This is a genomic window from Pseudoalteromonas byunsanensis (assembly GCF_001854475.1).
Taxonomy (GTDB): Bacteria; Pseudomonadota; Gammaproteobacteria; order Enterobacterales; family Alteromonadaceae; genus Pseudoalteromonas; species Pseudoalteromonas byunsanensis.
This window is the reverse complement of the sequence record NZ_MNAN01000032.1, coordinates 340,960-356,270: the sequence shown is the minus strand read 5'-3', so window position 1 is coordinate 356,270 and position 15,311 is coordinate 340,960. Positions and strand designations below refer to the sequence as shown.

The 15,311-nt window shown below is 42.6% G+C and carries 11 protein-coding genes; 7 read left to right on the top strand and 4 right to left on the bottom strand.

The window, feature by feature from the left end; genetic code table 11:
* Positions 1-87 precede the first annotated feature (87 nt).
* The 5 genes from BIW53_RS13605 (at position 88) to BIW53_RS13585 (ending at position 7,090) form a co-directional block, all read left to right on the top strand.
* A complete protein-coding gene (locus BIW53_RS13605) occupies positions 88-1,026 on the top strand; it encodes an NADP-dependent oxidoreductase (protein ID WP_070992554.1) in 939 nt (312 codons plus the stop codon).
* A gap of 59 nt (positions 1,027-1,085) precedes the next feature.
* Positions 1,086-2,663, top strand: a complete 1,578-nt coding sequence (gene gshA / locus BIW53_RS13600; RefSeq protein WP_070992623.1) for a glutamate--cysteine ligase — start codon at positions 1,086-1,088, stop codon at positions 2,661-2,663.
* 124 nt (positions 2,664-2,787) lie between these two features.
* Positions 2,788-3,396: a transglycosylase SLT domain-containing protein gene (locus BIW53_RS13595; protein ID WP_070992553.1), complete on the top strand. Its 609-nt coding sequence runs from the start codon at positions 2,788-2,790 to the stop codon at positions 3,394-3,396.
* A gap of 198 nt (positions 3,397-3,594) precedes the next feature.
* Entirely contained in the window at positions 3,595-6,438 is a 2,844-nt protein-coding gene (locus BIW53_RS13590; RefSeq protein ID WP_070992552.1) for a pentapeptide repeat-containing protein, read from the top strand.
* Between the two features lie 112 nt (positions 6,439-6,550).
* A complete protein-coding gene (locus tag BIW53_RS13585) occupies positions 6,551-7,090 on the top strand; it encodes an SRPBCC family protein (protein ID WP_070992551.1) in 540 nt (179 codons plus the stop codon).
* Positions 7,091-7,167: 77 nt separating this feature from the next.
* Here the strand turns inward: BIW53_RS13585 and BIW53_RS13580 are convergent, their stop codons facing one another.
* On the bottom strand, positions 7,168-7,557 hold the full coding sequence (locus BIW53_RS13580; RefSeq protein ID WP_070992550.1) for a hypothetical protein: 390 nt from the start codon (positions 7,555-7,557) through the stop codon (positions 7,168-7,170).
* Between the two features lie 154 nt (positions 7,558-7,711).
* On the opposite strand from BIW53_RS13580, the gene BIW53_RS13575 reads away from it, so the two are divergent.
* A complete protein-coding gene (locus BIW53_RS13575; protein WP_070992549.1) occupies positions 7,712-8,464 on the top strand; it encodes a Nif3-like dinuclear metal center hexameric protein in 753 nt (250 codons plus the stop codon).
* A 24-nt stretch (positions 8,465-8,488) separates the two neighbouring features.
* Here the strand turns inward: BIW53_RS13575 and BIW53_RS13570 are convergent, their stop codons facing one another.
* Positions 8,489-9,238 carry a YdcF family protein gene (locus BIW53_RS13570; protein WP_070992548.1) on the bottom strand — a complete coding sequence of 250 codons (750 nt, stop codon included), beginning with the start codon at positions 9,236-9,238 and terminating at the stop codon, positions 8,489-8,491.
* A 59-nt stretch (positions 9,239-9,297) separates the two neighbouring features.
* On the bottom strand, positions 9,298-10,185 hold the full coding sequence (locus BIW53_RS13565; protein ID WP_070992547.1) for a LysR substrate-binding domain-containing protein: 888 nt from the start codon (positions 10,183-10,185) through the stop codon (positions 9,298-9,300).
* 286 nt (positions 10,186-10,471) lie between these two features.
* Here BIW53_RS13565 and metE point away from each other — a divergent pair, with 286 nt between their 5' ends.
* Positions 10,472-12,745: a 5-methyltetrahydropteroyltriglutamate--homocysteine S-methyltransferase gene (metE, locus tag BIW53_RS13560; protein WP_070992546.1), complete on the top strand. Its 2,274-nt coding sequence runs from the start codon at positions 10,472-10,474 to the stop codon at positions 12,743-12,745.
* 122 nt (positions 12,746-12,867) lie between these two features.
* Here metE and BIW53_RS13555 read toward each other — a convergent pair whose 3' ends face one another.
* Positions 12,868-15,243, bottom strand: coding sequence for a bifunctional diguanylate cyclase/phosphodiesterase (locus BIW53_RS13555; protein ID WP_070992545.1), 2,376 nt, complete (start codon positions 15,241-15,243; stop codon positions 12,868-12,870).
* Positions 15,244-15,311: the final 68 nt, after the last annotated feature.

The following is a 15,311-nucleotide window of genomic DNA, read 5'->3' as shown; positions in this document are numbered from 1 at the left end:
TCGACAGTTGACATCATACCATTAAGATTTGCTTTAATTGTGTTAGATTATAGCGAGTTATATGACAAGGCAACAAGGCAGATATCAATGACAGAGTCAAACTATGTGTATGGGGTGGAGCAATTTGGCGAAGCTGACCGAATTGTTGCGCGCGAACACGCCATAAAGGCGTTGGGTGAACAGGATGTGCGTATTGAAGTGCTTGCCACGAGTGTCAATCCAATTGATATAAAAACGCGTATGGGGCTCGGTTTTGTTGCGGCACAAAAGCCAGCTAATGATTTTATGGGCCTAGGCTATGACGTTTATGGCCGAATAAAGGCTGTTGGTAGCCAGGTTAAAAACTTTACACCGGATCAGTATGTGATCGGTATGGTGGGGTTTGCACACCAGCCAAGGTGCTATGCACAAATAGTCGATGCACATCACAGTGAAATTATTCCATTAATGCAGAAAGAAAATTCAGCAATCGCGGGTCTTTGTTTGAGTGGTTTAACAGCTCTTCAAGCACTGCGATGCGCGCCGTTAAATTTAGATGAGCCGATATATATTAATGGGCCTACGGGAGGGGTCGGGCATTTGGCGATTCAACTTGCCAAGCTTGAAGGTAGAAAGGTTATTGCGCTAACAACAAGGCCTAGTCACGATTTGTTGACACAGTTAAATGTTGAAGTGATGGATTACACCACTTTCTTCGATAGGCGAAGAACGGGGCAGTTGCTTGATTTAGTTGGTGCAGATAAAGCGCTTGAATTACTTGACAACCTAACAGCAGGAAGTGAGGTAGTCACGGTTCCAACAATCAGTAAAGAACAAGTATGTGAATATGCTAAGTGTAAACAAATCAATGCACAGGGAATGGTTGTTACGGCAAACAGCGATGACCTCAATAAATTGTATCGTGCGTATAGAAGTGGCAAACTGACAGTGCATATGGATAAACAGTTTGCACTGTCTGAGGTTGCTGACGCACATCGTTACATGCAAAACGGCGGGCATAGTGGAAAAGTCATTATTTTGGCTTGAGTATTCCTAATTTAGCCCCCATAACTTTGGCATTGCCTTTTTTGGCCGAGGATATTTTTTTGATAACAACAGATTTACAGACAATACTTTCAGCATTGTCGATGCCTGAGCATAAACATGCCATCAGAGGTATTAAGCGCGGAATAGAGCGAGAGGCCTTAAGAATTGAAAAGGATGGTACGATAGCTCAAACCCCTCATCCAAAAGGCGCGGGACATCCATTAACACACAGCAGTATTACTACTGACTTCTCAGAGTCGTTGTTGGAGTTCATCACTCCTGTCAGTGAATTTCCTGAACAGACCTTGGCACAATTAAAAGAATTGCAAAAATTCACCTTGTCGAAAATGGGTGATGAACTGCTTTGGCCAATGAGTATGCCATGCTTTATCACCGATCAAAGTGACATCGCGTTGGCACAATTTGGCGATTCAAACATTGGTAGAATGAAGACCTTGTATCGTGAAGGTTTGAAAAACCGCTATGGTAGTATGATGCAAGCGATAGCGGGTGTGCACTTTAACATTTCATATCCTGATTCACTTTGGCACAGTTTGCAAACACTACAAAGCAACACTTTGCCGTTACAACAGTTTATATCTGACAAATATTTAGGTCTGATCCGCAACTTTAAGCGAGAGTTGTGGTTGATCAGCTATTTATTTGGCGCATCACCAGCTCTGTGTTCGTCATTTTTACAAGGCAAAGAAAGCCATTTGCCGTTTAAAAAATTAGGTATAGGTACACTGTACCTTGAGCATGGAACGGCGCTACGTCTAGGTGATCTTGGTTATACCAACAGTGCACAGTCGTCTTTGAAAGTAACGTATAACAGTTTAGATGAGTACATTGCGGGTCTACGTGAAGCAATCCGCTGCCACTCAGACCTTTACGGTGAGTTGGATGATTACACCAGTGAAACACCTAAGCAGCTGAACAAAAATATTTTGCAAATCGAGAATGAATTCTATTCTCCAATCAGACCAAAGCGCAATGCACTCAGTGGTGAGCCACCTACACATGCATTAGAGCGCGGTGGTATTGAATATGTGGAAATTCGCGCCTTAGATGTTAACCCATTTGTAGATACAGGTATTAGCATCGAACAGATTAACTTCCTTGATGTGTTTTTGACTTATTGTTTGCTAAAACCATCTTCACAGATGAGTTGGGATGAGCAAAAGCTCAGCCAAGACAATTTAACAACCGTGGTAAATCAAGGTAGAGATCCAGCCGTTACTTTATTACAAGGTAGTAAAGACATCCCATTAAGAGAGTGGGCAGAGCGTATCTTCTCAGAGTTAGAAGATGTGGCTAAATGGATGGATGAAGCCTACGGTACTAGTAAATATATTAGCACTATCAATGAATTAAAGACTTGGGTTGCGCAGCCTGAGAAAACCTATTCTGGTCGTTTGATATCATTACTTAAGCAAAAGCAGCAGGACGGCGGTGTATTAGCACTTGATTTAGCCGCTAAGTATAAGGCATCGTATCAGGATGTTGACTATTCAGAATATAGTCAAAAGGGGCTTGACCTTGCGGCGGCTGAGTCGGAGCAGGCAGCAATTTCAATTAAGGAAAGCGACGATAAGGACTTTGTGACATTCCTACGCGATTACTTTGCTAAAGCCTAGGCAAAAAAAAGCGCAGCTCAAATAGGCTGCGCAAATAAATTTCAGGGATGAAACAATGCTAAACTGCTGCATTCATAGGTTATGACAGGCATTATTTATAAAAGTTCAACGGGTTCGTAAAAAAATGCAAAAAATTATAATTTTATTGCCTGTACTGATATTGCTAGCGAGTTGTGCAACAGCACCTCCCAAGCAACCTAATGATATTTGTAAGATTTTCCAGGAAAAAGAAGATTGGTACTATGATGCACGTGATGCTCAAGATAAATGGGGATCACCAAAGCACGTATTAATGGCAATGATGTACCAAGAAAGCTCCTTCAAACATGACGCGGCTCCGCCAATGGAATACTTCTTGTGGTTTATTCCCACTGGGCGCGCGAGTTCGGCCTATGGATATTCTCAAGCAAAAACGCCTACTTGGAGCGATTATATTCGCGAAACAGGTAACTCAGGTGCCGATAGAGACGACTTTGAAGATGCTATCGATTTTATGGCGTGGTTTGTTTATAAAACTCATAAAATTAATGGTGTCTCTAAATGGGATGCCTATGCACAATACCTCAATTATCATGAAGGTTGGGGCGGATATAAACGCGGCACCTATCGCAAGAAAAAATGGTTGATGGCCGTGGCCAATAAGGTCAAACATCGCGCCAGCCGCTATGGCGCACAACTCAAACGTTGTGAAGAAGACCTAGATAAAAACTGGTTTGAACGTTTGTTTGGATAACTCATTTTAGGAGGTAGCCTTGGTTGCCTCCCTCTTCATATTTTTAAACTACCTTCCTGTTAGACATACTCGAAAATACATCACGTGTTCCTGATTTAACAGTATGAAAGTGCTGGATATTTGGGCAAAAATGTCTGAGTATGGTGATAAAGAAACAATTCTATCCGTCATTGTTACGCATCATTGCAAGGACTCGTTATGAGCAATCAGTATGATCTAGCCTTAGAGCAACCTGTTTCAATTTGGAATAAGGAGCTTGCCTTACCCATCAGGGAATTATTTAAAAATTTGGCTAAAGCCACTGTTGCAGGCATGTTCGGCGACAGTAAAGGCATATTGGACAATGTGGTTGAAGCGAGCAGCATTGTCGGGTTTGAGAAAAAGCCTGAGCAAGCAGCATGGGTGCTGGTGTTTAAAAGCTTGCAAGTCACCCTTTATGAGTTAGTACCTGATTATCAAGATTTATTTGAGTGTCAGCTTGATGATACAGAGGTCGAAACACTTAGCGATAATATGGCAAAGCAGGTCAATGATGTTCCATTGGGAATTATCGCTGACTTCTTTGACCATCCTGAAAACTTGTCGCTATTTACGCACATCAAACCAGCCATAATTTATTGGCTTGAAAGTTTAGGGATGCGCACACAAGATGCGGAAGGTTTTTTCGCACGTTTAAAACAAAGCTTTGCGTTGGCGCTGCATAAGCAGTGGCACAACAACCGAGAAGACTACTTATGCGTTGCTGAGCATCTACAAAGCCCATTTGCAGATGCGAATAAGGAACTGCGGGGCTGGCATTTATATAACGTGTGGTTACAGGAACAAGTGAACCAGCGCATGTTTGCCGAAGCGTTCAGCCTCAGTCAGGTGTATGTCAATCTCAATGCCTACTATAAAGTAGCGATGCAAGAAGACGATGAAAAAGAGTCGCTGCGCAGCAGAGCGTTTAATACCAAAAAGCAGGTTGTTGACCTGCACGGTGAAATAAATAACTGGGCAAGGCAGTTTGATAAGAATTGCGCCATCAAAGTAATTAGTGGCGGCCCGGGCTCCGGTAAGTCGTCATTTGCGAAAATGTTTGCGGCAAATATGGTGCGTGAACGTCCAGATATACGGGTGGTGTTTATTCCACTGCACCATTTTGACCCAAGTGATGACCTGCTTAACGCGCTCGCCCGTTATGTAGAATCAGACCCATACTTACCAACCAACCCATTGAATAAGGCACAAAAAACACAGCGAGTGTTGTTGATTTTTGACGGACTAGATGAGCTTGCTATGCAAGGCAAATTAGCGGCTGAGACCGCTAATTACTTTGTTGAAGAAGTGATCAGTAAAATAAACCGCTTTAACGATGCGGGTTTCCAATGGCAAGCATTGATCACGGGTCGAGAGATGGCGGTTCAGTCGGTAGCAGCAAAGCTTAGAGGGTTACAACAGCTATTGTACGTGCTGCCCTATTTTGTAGAACAAGATGACGATACGGATGATAGCGAGTACATCGACCCTGATAAATTGCTAGCAACGGATTTGCGCGATACGTGGTGGCAAAACTATGGTCGGGCCAAAGGGGTAGACTATGAAAGACTACCCGAGCCACTGGCGATAAGCCAACTGCAACCTATTACGCAGGAGCCGTTATTGAATTATTTGGTGGCGCTGAGTTTTGAGCGTGGGGAAGTGGTTTTTGATGAGCACTTAACGCTCAATCAAATCTATCAGGATTTGTTAGAGGCGGTGTATCACAGGCAGTGGGAGCATGGTGGCTATAAGCAAACGAGAGACCTTGAGAAGCCGCATTTTATTCGCGTGTTAGAAGAAATTGCTTTGGCGGTTTGGCATGGTAATGGCCGTGTGGCCAGCATTAGTAAAATTCAGCAGCAATGTGAAAGCAGCCGCGTCACAAAATATCTGGAGGTGTTTCAAGAAAGCGCCACGTCGGGGATCTCTCGTTTATTAACCGCCTTTTATTTTCGCCAAAGTGAGTTGTTAGACGGGCAGGATAAAACCTTTGAGTTTACTCACAAAAGCTTTGGTGAGTATTTAATCGCTCGGCGTATTATTCGTGAAGTGGCCGCAATTACCAGTGAAGTGAATCGCAATATTGAAGACCCAGATGTGGGGTGTGATCAATCCAGTGCATTAGTGCGCTGGGCAAAACTAAGCGGGCCGACAGCACTGGATGAGTACATATTTCGCTTTTTAAAAGATGAAGTGAGCATACGTCACATAAACGACGTACAGCAATGGCAGAGGTGTTTTGCTGGGTTGTTCTCGCGGACACTACGTAAAGGCATGCCAGTGGAAGAGCTGCAGTTGAGTACATTTAGTGAGATGCAAAAATATGCTCGTAATGCGGAGGTGGCGCTGTTGGCAATTCATCATGCTTGTGGCTGTGCTACCGAAAACGTCTCGGATTTGAACTTAGAAAATATGCATAGCTTTTCTCAGTGGCTTTTACGGGTTAAAGGGAGTGGAGAAGAGGATGACCGTATACCCACTCGGTGCCTTACTCATATTGATTTGCAACAGTGCGATTTTGAATTCAAAGATCTAAGAATGGCTAATTTACAAAATAGTAATCTGAATGAAGTCAGCTTTGTGGGGGGGGAATTAGGTCATGCTAGGTTGCAAGGCGTGAGTGCGATAGAGAGTACTTGGATAGGCATATCTATGAGTTTTGCCAATGCGTCTTATGCGAATTTTGCGAGCGCCGAATTTGACCACGCTACAATGTTTTGCTGCATACTAAAGTCAGCCTGTTTTGAAGGCGCGACATTTCATCGAACTGACTTATCAAGTTCAAATTTAACCGAGGCAAATTTAACATACGCAGATTTAACAAACGCAGATTTAATAGATTCTAATTTAACCAATGCAAATTTAACCAACGCAGATTTAACCAACGCAGATTTAACCGAAGCAATGTTAAATAACACTAAGCTTAGCGGTGCAAAATTAAAAGGTACTAATTTGAAAGGGGTTGATCTGAGTAATGTAGATCTAAGTAAGGTGGATTTATCCGAGGCGATTTTGGAATAAGTGTTTATTGAATTCATATAGCGAGAGAGTCTGATGCGTCTATCAGTATTCGGTAGGCACGTATAAATCGTCTATGCTTGATAGCAAATAACTAAAACACAGGAACCCAAGCATGTTTAAAAAAATAATAATACTATTACTGCTGATCATCGCCACCCCATTTATTCTCGCGCTGTTTGTGGCCGACAGTTACCACGTGGAGCGTGAAGTGGTGATTGAGCAACCTGTCGAGCAGGTGTTTTCGTATATTAAGCTGCTAAAAAATCAGGGTAATTACAGTACTTGGGCGCAAATGGATCCCGCGATGCAAAGCGAATATCGCGGTGAAGACGGCACGGTGGGTTTTGTTTCAGCTTGGCGAAGTAAACACCCTGAAGTGGGGGTGGGCGAGCAAGAGATCATCAAAATTGATAAAAATAAACGCATCGACTTTGAATTACGCTTTAAAGAGCCGTTTCAATCCATAGACCCAGCTTATATGATCACCGAACAAACACCCGAGGGCACCAGAGTAAAATGGGGATTTAGCGGCCATATGGACTACCCAATGAATTTGATGTTGCTGGTGATGGACTTTGAACAAATGTTAGGTGATGACTTACAAATGGGGTTGGAAAATCTCAAAGAAGTGCTTGAACATCCCGTTGAATGACAAAGCGAAAAACACGTATTACAGACATAAAAAAACCGCACGCTGCGGTTTTTTTATGTCTTTACAAAGCGCAAGTGTTATACAACACCACGAGGTAAGCGACAATCATGGTCTTTACCAGCAAGCTCAGCAATCCAGAATTCTTCAGCGGTGAAACCTTCAGAGTTTTCTTTAACTACTTTAAAAGGAGCTTTCTTTTGTGCTTTTGCAGGTGCAGCTTTGCTTGTTTTTGCTTTTTTAGCAGGCGCTGCTTTTTTAGCAGGTGCTGCCTTTGGCGCTTCACTCTTTGTTGAAGACCCAGAAGTAAGCTCTTCTGTCAGTGCTGCTACATCAGCAAGACGCAGGTTTTTCCCGCCGTCAATGCTGTACCAACCCGGTTTGGTTGTGATCTCAGGCTTTTTGCCATGGGCAGCTTCGTAAGCAGCTTCAAAAGCGCTTAATACTTCATTTTTATCTAGTTTACTCATCGTAGATCCTAGTCGTTTTATACGCGGGATTAAGATTAATGAATAGTTATACCCATATTTGCGCTATTTTTCAATTTTTTAAGGGTTTTGCTTCCATTTTGGCTGTATAAACGCCAAAATTTGTAAAATTTTTAGGACAAATACTGGTTACTTCATGAAGCGTTCAGAATTTACACACACTCTAACGGAGTTGTTAAAACCCGATGCGATCCGAGATTTTGCGCCAAATGGTTTGCAAGTTGAAGGCGCTGAAAATATTCGTAAAATTGTAACGGGGGTGACTGCCAGTCAAGCATTGGTCGATACTGCGGTAGAGCTACAGGCCGATACTATTTTGGTTCACCATGGTTACTTTTGGAAAGGTGAAGCACAAGTTATTACGGGTATGAAAAAGCGCCGTATTGCGACTTTACTCGCCAATGATATTAACTTATACGGGTATCATCTACCGCTCGATATTCACCCTGAGCTTGGAAACAACGCACAGTTGGCAAAGCTGCTGGATATTGAGGTGTTGGGTGGATTAGAAGCTGGACCGAGTAGTGTGCCTGTACATGGGCGGCTGAAAAACCCGATGTCAGCTGAGGTTTTTGCAGAGAAGATAACCACCGTACTTAATCGTAAACCTCTAATTAATGCAGTTCGAAATAAGCCTATAGAAACCATTGCGTGGTGTACGGGGGGCGGGCAAGGCTACATTGATTTGGCCGCCAGTCAAGGCATTGACGCCTACTTGACGGGAGAGGCATCAGAGCAAACCATTCATAGCTCTAATGAGCAGGGCATTGACTTTTTTGCAGCCGGGCACCATGCCACAGAGCGTTACGGTATCAAGGCACTCGGTGAGTATTTAGCTGAGCAATATGGTTTTGATGTGACCTTTATCGATATTGATAATCCCGTCTAAGTTCTGGTGTTTAACGAAGGCGCGTTACAGCGCCTCTGGGTTAATTGTTCGCCTGAGCTTTATCCAAAGCGTTCCTAACATTTCATGGTGATGAGTCGTAACCGCTTGGAGTACCGCGGCTTGTGGAATAAACTGCTTATAGCTGGGCTCATTATGCAGGTTATAAAACAAAGTGGGTGCTGCAACAGTATCGACGCCTTGCGCCCAGAATAAATTCTTAGCACGTGCCATGTGGCTGGCGGAGGTCACTAAAGCGACTTGTCTATCAACTAGATGAGGCGCTAAAAGCTTTGCTTCGTCTTTGGTATCCATGGCTGTGGAGTTAGCTCGAACTCGATTATTTGATATTCCAAGCGCTATTGCTGTTTGCTTCATAAGTCGGGCACTGTTGTGGCCTGAGACTATCAACTCAGCATTTTTATAATGATGCGCAAGTCGGAGCCCTTCAGTCAGTCTGGCAGACGAACAACCTGTTAGTTGTGCATTGGCAATTTGTTGAGTGTTTAGGTGTACGCCACAGCCAAGCACCACTATCTTGTCTATTTTGCGGTGTTTGCTCACATCAAAGGTTCGTATTTGTGACTCAGCAGAAGCCATCAGCTTATTTGCGAAAAATGGGGTGCTGATAAACCATAGGCCTATTAATGTAAGCCAGAGGACAATATATGACTTTATGTTGGTTTTGCTTACAAATAACAAACACGTTGCGACAACAATCAATGTTAGCGGTAACGGCATGAGTAAGCCGCCGAGCACTTTCTTAAACAAAAACATAAAAAACCCAATCAATTAGATTGGGTTCAGTTTAGTTAAAATCTTACAAAAATAATAGCTTAACGCGAATTGTTCTGTTTACAGGTATTTAGGAAGTGCCTGTAAACCGGGTTATCCTTCATGGTTTTTTTCATTGCCAAGTACATTGGACGATTAAGACCAAGTGCGCCAAGTGGAATGGACTTGATAAGGCCTTGACTTTCATAAGGTGTCACCAGCCAATCAGGCAATGCTGCGACTCCCATTCCTGCGCTTACAAGTTGAAAAATGAGTAACCCTTGATCAACCGTTTTAAGTGTGCCATCAAAGCGAGCATTTTGAATAAAGTGTTTGAAAATATCTTGCCGCTCACGGGGAATAGGGTAAGAGATGATGGTTTCATCTTTAAGGTCTAGTGCGGTTACGTATGCCTTTTTAGCTAATTCATGATCAGGGGCAACAATCAGCTTGAGTTTAAAATCAAAAAGGTGTGCATATTCGAGTTTATCTTGCTCGCGCATATCTGAGGTCAGTACCAGATCCAGATCATCTTCTAATAATTCAGGAATTGCGTCATAGCTAAAGCCTCGCTCATAGTCGACTTTGATATCAGGCCAAAAGTTATTAAATTCTTTTATAGTTGGCAATAACCAATGAAAACATGCGTGACACTCAACACTAAGCCTGAGCTGGGAGATCGGCTGATTTAGGCTTTCTTTCAAACGACATTTGGTTGCTTCTACTCGAGGTAAAATGTCATTAGCAAGCTCCAGCAATAGCATACCTTGTGGTGTAAAGCGTACTGGCTGCGTCTTTCTTTCGAACAACTGACAATCGAGTTTGTTTTCTAAGTCTTTAATTTGATGTGACAAAGCTGATTGCGTCAAGAACAACTCACGGGCCGTATTAACAAGTGAACCAGTGTCTTTAAGGGTTGCGATGGTTTTCAAATGCTTTATGTCGATCATCTTTAATAAATCTCATTATTAGTGTGAGTTAAACTCAGATTGCTTTACTTGAATCTCAGTCATTACCTAATAGTAACGTCTAGACGTCTACAAAACCAGCAATCGATGATTAATTTTTAACAAAATCACTATAACATTATTTTTGACAGCGTTGTCATTATTTATTTAACTTTTTTTCAAAAAATACAAATTAATTTTATTCAACTTCCTCCTGAGAAAGCATCATTTGTATTCATATTGGTTAACAAATAGAGTTCTAGACATCCAAACATCCAAAGGAAAGAGCATGACACAGATACATAACTTAGGTTTTCCCAGAATAGGTAAGAAGCGTGAACTCAAATTTGCAATAGAGGCATATTGGGTGGGAAAGCTGACGCACAGTGAACTTGTTGAAAAAGGACGAGAGATTAGAGCGCAAAATTGGCAACTACAGGCTCAGGCAGGAGTTGAGCTGTTACCTGTGGGTGATTTTGCTTGGTATGATCATGTTTTGAGCACTAGCTTGCTGCTTGGGGCCGTGCCAGAGCGCCACCGTAGTCAAAGTGGAGAAATCAACCTAGATACATTGTTTCGCATTGGTCGAGGTAAAGCCCCAACGGGGTGCGCATGTGCTGCCAGTGAAATGACTAAATGGTTTAATACCAACTATCACTATATCGTGCCTGAATTAGAACAAGACCAAACGTTTACACTTGCTTGGTTTGAGTTATTCGAGCATGTGAGAGAAGCACAGGCTCTAGGGCATCAAGTCAAACCTGTACTAGTTGGGCCTGTGACATATTTACATTTGTCTAAATGTGCTAAAGAACCATTTGATAAATTATCGCTACTAGAAAGGATCTTGCCTGTATATCAACAAGTTCTGCGCCAGTTAGCTGAGCTGGGAGTTGAATGGGTTCAAATCGATGAGCCAGTTTTGGCGCTAGAAATAAATGATGATTATCGTGAAGCACTTAAAACGAGTTTTAATCACTTGTCAGGCCAAGGCGTTAAGCTGCTACTGGCTACTTACTTTGATTCAGTAAGTGATTATTTATCAGACGTTAGTACTTACCAAGTTGATGGTGTACATTTTGACTGCGTAGCAGGCCAATATGATATAGCCCAGTTGGATGAAGCATTGCGCCCAGAGCAGGTGTTGTCATTGGGTGTTATTAATGGTCGCAATATTTGGCGTGCAGACTTACAAACTGTTTATACCAATATTCGAGATGTCGCAGATAAGCGAAAAGAACAACTTTGGCTTGCACCTTCATGTTCACTGCTCCATACGCCTGTTGACCTAGAGCAAGAGACTAAACTCGACAGCGAGTTACGTTCATGGTTGGCATTTGCCACACAAAAAGGTCAGGAACTAGCATTACTCAAACAGGCACTAATCCAACAAGATGAAAGCATACTAGAGGCATATTGTGCGCCAGTAAAAGCGCGTTTGACTTCATCACGTGTTAACAACCAAGCAGTACAACAAAGAGTGGCATCTTTGACTGCGCGTGATGGTCAAAGAAATAATGAGTTTGTAAAGCGTATTCAATCACAGCAACAGTCGTTATCTCTACCTTTATTACCAACTACAACGATAGGCTCATTTCCGCAGACGAAAGCAATTCGAGCGGCTAGACGCGACTTTAAGGCGGGCAATCTGTCATTTGAGCAATATCAAGCTCAGATGGAGGCTGAAATTCGTTATGCTGTTGAGGAGCAAGAAGCCCTAGATTTGGATGTGCTGGTACACGGTGAAGCTGAGCGTAACGACATGGTTGAGTACTTTGGCGAGTTGCTCGAAGGTTTTGCATTCACGCAATTTGGTTGGGTGCAAAGTTATGGCTCACGCTGCGTTAAACCTCCGGTTATTTGGGGAGATGTGTCCCGTCACAAGGCAATGACCGTAGCTTGGACCAAATATGCACAGTCACTGACTGAGAAAAAGATGAAAGGCATGTTAACAGGGCCTGTGACAATATTATTTTGGTCTTTTGTGCGTGATGACTTAGATAAGCCGAGTATTGCCAACCAAATCGCTTTGGCACTGAGGGATGAAGTGGTTGATTTACAAAATGCAGGGATTGATATTATTCAAATTGATGAGCCTGCATTTAGAGAAGGGATGCCATTAAAAGCGAGTCAGTGGCAAAACTATTTGGATTGGGCCGCGTATGCTTTTAGAGTCTCAGCCAGTGGTGTTGAAGATAAAACTCAGATCCATACCCACATGTGTTACGCCGAGTTTAACGATATTATCGCAGCGATAGCCGATATGGATGCAGACGTTATCACGATTGAAACTTCTCGCTCAAACATGGAGTTGTTGGCGGCGTTTGAGAATTTTGATTACCCCAATGATATTGGTCCAGGAGTTTATGACATTCACAGCCCTAATGTACCAGAAGTTGACTGGATCAAAGCACTGATCCACAAGGCGGCTCAGAAAATTCCGGTGCAGCGCTTATGGGTTAACCCTGATTGTGGCCTTAAAACGCGGGCATGGGAAGAAACCCGACAGGCGTTAGCCAATATGGTGCGTGCTACAAAAGAGTTACGCAAAGAGCTTGGTTAATCTAGATAAAAAAACCTCTAATTAAAGTGCCCCCTAATAATTGGATAGTCCAACTATTGGGGGTCACGTCATGATATGGTTTTTTCAATAACCGACACCTTAACTAAAGTGTGCCAAAGTAATCAAATCGACAAGGTCATCTGGGTGTTGTCGATTAAAAATTGCATTGCTTCTTTGGCGGGTAGCGGTTTAGACACCATAAAACCTTGACCAAACTGACAACCTTTACGTTTTAGTAATGCCCATTGTTTCGGGTTTTCTATCCCTTCAGCAACGACTTTTAAATCGAGCGAACGGGCAAGTGATAATATAGCATCGACTAAGGGGTTCTCTTTATGCGTTAACTGATCTACAAAACTCTTGTCTAGCTTCAACACGTGAATTGGCAACTGGTGCAGGTATCCTAAGGCTGAATAGCCAGTGCCAAAGTCATCTAAATATAGTTTGACGCCCAATGGTTCTAAACCCTGGATTATTTTTGTTGCTAGTTTTAGGTTTTCAATTAAGCCGGACTCGGTGATCTCGAGGCACAAGGCTCCATTGGGAAGCTGATAATCAATATAGAGCTGTTGCATGTAGGTGACAAAATCGAGACTAGCAAAGTGTCTGGATGAGACATTTACGGTGATCCTAATCATAGGGCTGCCTTCTTGACGCCAGCTTTTTAATTGCTGAGCAGCCAGTTTAAGCAAATGCAAATCTAGTTCAATGATCTGTCCTGTTTGTTCTGCGATAACGATGAAATCGTTTGGTGGTACTAGGCCATTCTTTGGATGGTGCCAGCGCACTAGTGCTTCGAAGCTGACCACATGAGGATCATTTAGCGCAAAAATGGGTTGAAAGTAGAGCTCAAATTCATTGTTTTTAATACCATGTTGTAAGTCGTTCTCTATATCGGCCTGACGTTTGAGCTTTTTGCGCATGGCATTATTGAAATAACATACTTGGCCCCGTCCGCGAGATTTAGCCTCGTACATTGCTGCATCAGCTTGCTGTAGCAATGTAATCGCGTTATCCGTGGCGTTATCCGTAAAAGCGACGCCAATACTGGTAGACGCCTGAAGTATGTGGCCATCTATGTACAATGGTTTCGCAATAGCTTCATTTATGCGCTCTAGTGCCAGAGAAACCTGTTCATTATCTTTGACATTTTCTATGAAAATAGCGAATTCATCACCACCCAGTCGTGCAAAGGTATCGGTACGACGAATACAGTCTTTAATCTTGTTAACGATAGCAACTAAAAAATGATCACCAACATCATGACCTAGTGCGTCGTTAATACTCTTAAAGCGGTCAAAATCAAGATAAAGTAGGCAGTGTGAGTTGTCATCATCATCTCGGTCTAAGCTCAAAATGGCGTGTTTTACACGTTCAAGCAATAAATAGCGGTTGGCGAGCCCAGTTAATTCGTCATGTAGTGCCCTATGCTCAAGTGCCTGACGTGATAGTTGTCGGTCAATTGCCATGCTTACCTGACGGCTAATGTAGGTCAAAATAGACAAGTGGTGATGATTGAAAGCTTTATCTTGTGTATAGCTTTGAATCACGATAACGCCTTGATACTGCTCATTTACAGCGAAAGGCACGCCCAACCAAGATTTTGGTGACTGGCCTACCATTTGGAAGTTACCTAACTCAATATGACGCTCAAACTCTCGGGTATTACATAGCAAGGGTTTGCCTGAGGTAAGGGTAAAATAAGAGGCGGTATGTTTGATCTGTGCCTTAGTTACCCGTTGGTGTGCATTACACTTGACTTGATTTTCGATTAAGTAATCAATTTCGAGAATATCGCTGTATCTGTCATACAAGCCTATAAAAAAGTTTTCTGCAGGTAGCTGACTGTTAATAATCTGATATAGCTCGTCATAGAATGCTTCCAAATCCAAAGAGCGATAGGTGATATTAGCAATTTTTAACAAGCACTGTTCAAGTTGTTGCGCTTGATTAAGTTGCTCTATTGTTTTAGTCAGATTATTGAGGGTTTTTACCTGATTAATTTTGGCACTTAGCAAATGCGCCACCGTTGAGAGGATTTGCAGATGTCCCTCAGTAAAGTAATCTCGTTGTGGATGTTCGCAATCGATAACGCCTAGTAGAGTTTCTTCGTACACAAGCGGTACACAGATCTCAGACAGAGCAGGCCGTGAGTCAGCGATATACATTGGCTCAACTGACACATCTCCAGATACAAAAGCTCGTCTTGTTCTGGCAACATGCCCTGTGATCCCCTGTTCAATGGGAATTCTAGTTTGTGCAACTTTATAGTCATTACTTTGGTGTGCAACGCCCATGCTGGCGACTTCTTCTAAAAATTTACCTTGTTCGTCAGCAAGGTAGATCACACAATCAACAAAACCCAGACGGCTTACCACCTGAGATGTAACATAATCAAATAATTCATCGAGTTGAGTGATTTGCAACAAAGATGAAGAAAATTGATTAATGATGCTAAGCTGCTCAGTTTTTGATTCTAGTTTGTTGTTTGAAAGCATTCACATCACTCATATATGCAATTAGGGACAATTTAACTTACTTGTAAGATAAACGACACATTATTGCG

Excerpts from the sequence above, each read along its gene's own strand:
- BIW53_RS13565 (WP_070992547.1), bottom strand. The coding sequence starts at position 10,185 with ATGATCGACATAAAGCATTTGAAAACCATCGCAACCCTTAAAGACACT.
- metE (WP_070992546.1), top strand. The coding sequence starts at position 10,472 with ATGACACAGATACATAACTTAGGTTTTCCCAGAATAGGTAAGAAGCGT.
- BIW53_RS13590 (WP_070992552.1), top strand. The coding sequence starts at position 3,595 with ATGAGCAATCAGTATGATCTAGCCTTAGAGCAACCTGTTTCAATTTGG.
- BIW53_RS13595 (WP_070992553.1), top strand. The coding sequence starts at position 2,788 with ATGCAAAAAATTATAATTTTATTGCCTGTACTGATATTGCTAGCGAGT.
- BIW53_RS13575 (WP_070992549.1), top strand. The coding sequence starts at position 7,712 with ATGAAGCGTTCAGAATTTACACACACTCTAACGGAGTTGTTAAAACCC.
- BIW53_RS13605 (WP_070992554.1), top strand. The coding sequence starts at position 88 with ATGACAGAGTCAAACTATGTGTATGGGGTGGAGCAATTTGGCGAAGCT.
- BIW53_RS13580 (WP_070992550.1), bottom strand. The coding sequence starts at position 7,557 with ATGAGTAAACTAGATAAAAATGAAGTATTAAGCGCTTTTGAAGCTGCT.
- BIW53_RS13555 (WP_070992545.1), bottom strand. The coding sequence starts at position 15,243 with ATGCTTTCAAACAACAAACTAGAATCAAAAACTGAGCAGCTTAGCATC.
- BIW53_RS13585 (WP_070992551.1), top strand. The coding sequence starts at position 6,551 with ATGTTTAAAAAAATAATAATACTATTACTGCTGATCATCGCCACCCCA.
- BIW53_RS13570 (WP_070992548.1), bottom strand. The coding sequence starts at position 9,238 with ATGTTTTTGTTTAAGAAAGTGCTCGGCGGCTTACTCATGCCGTTACCG.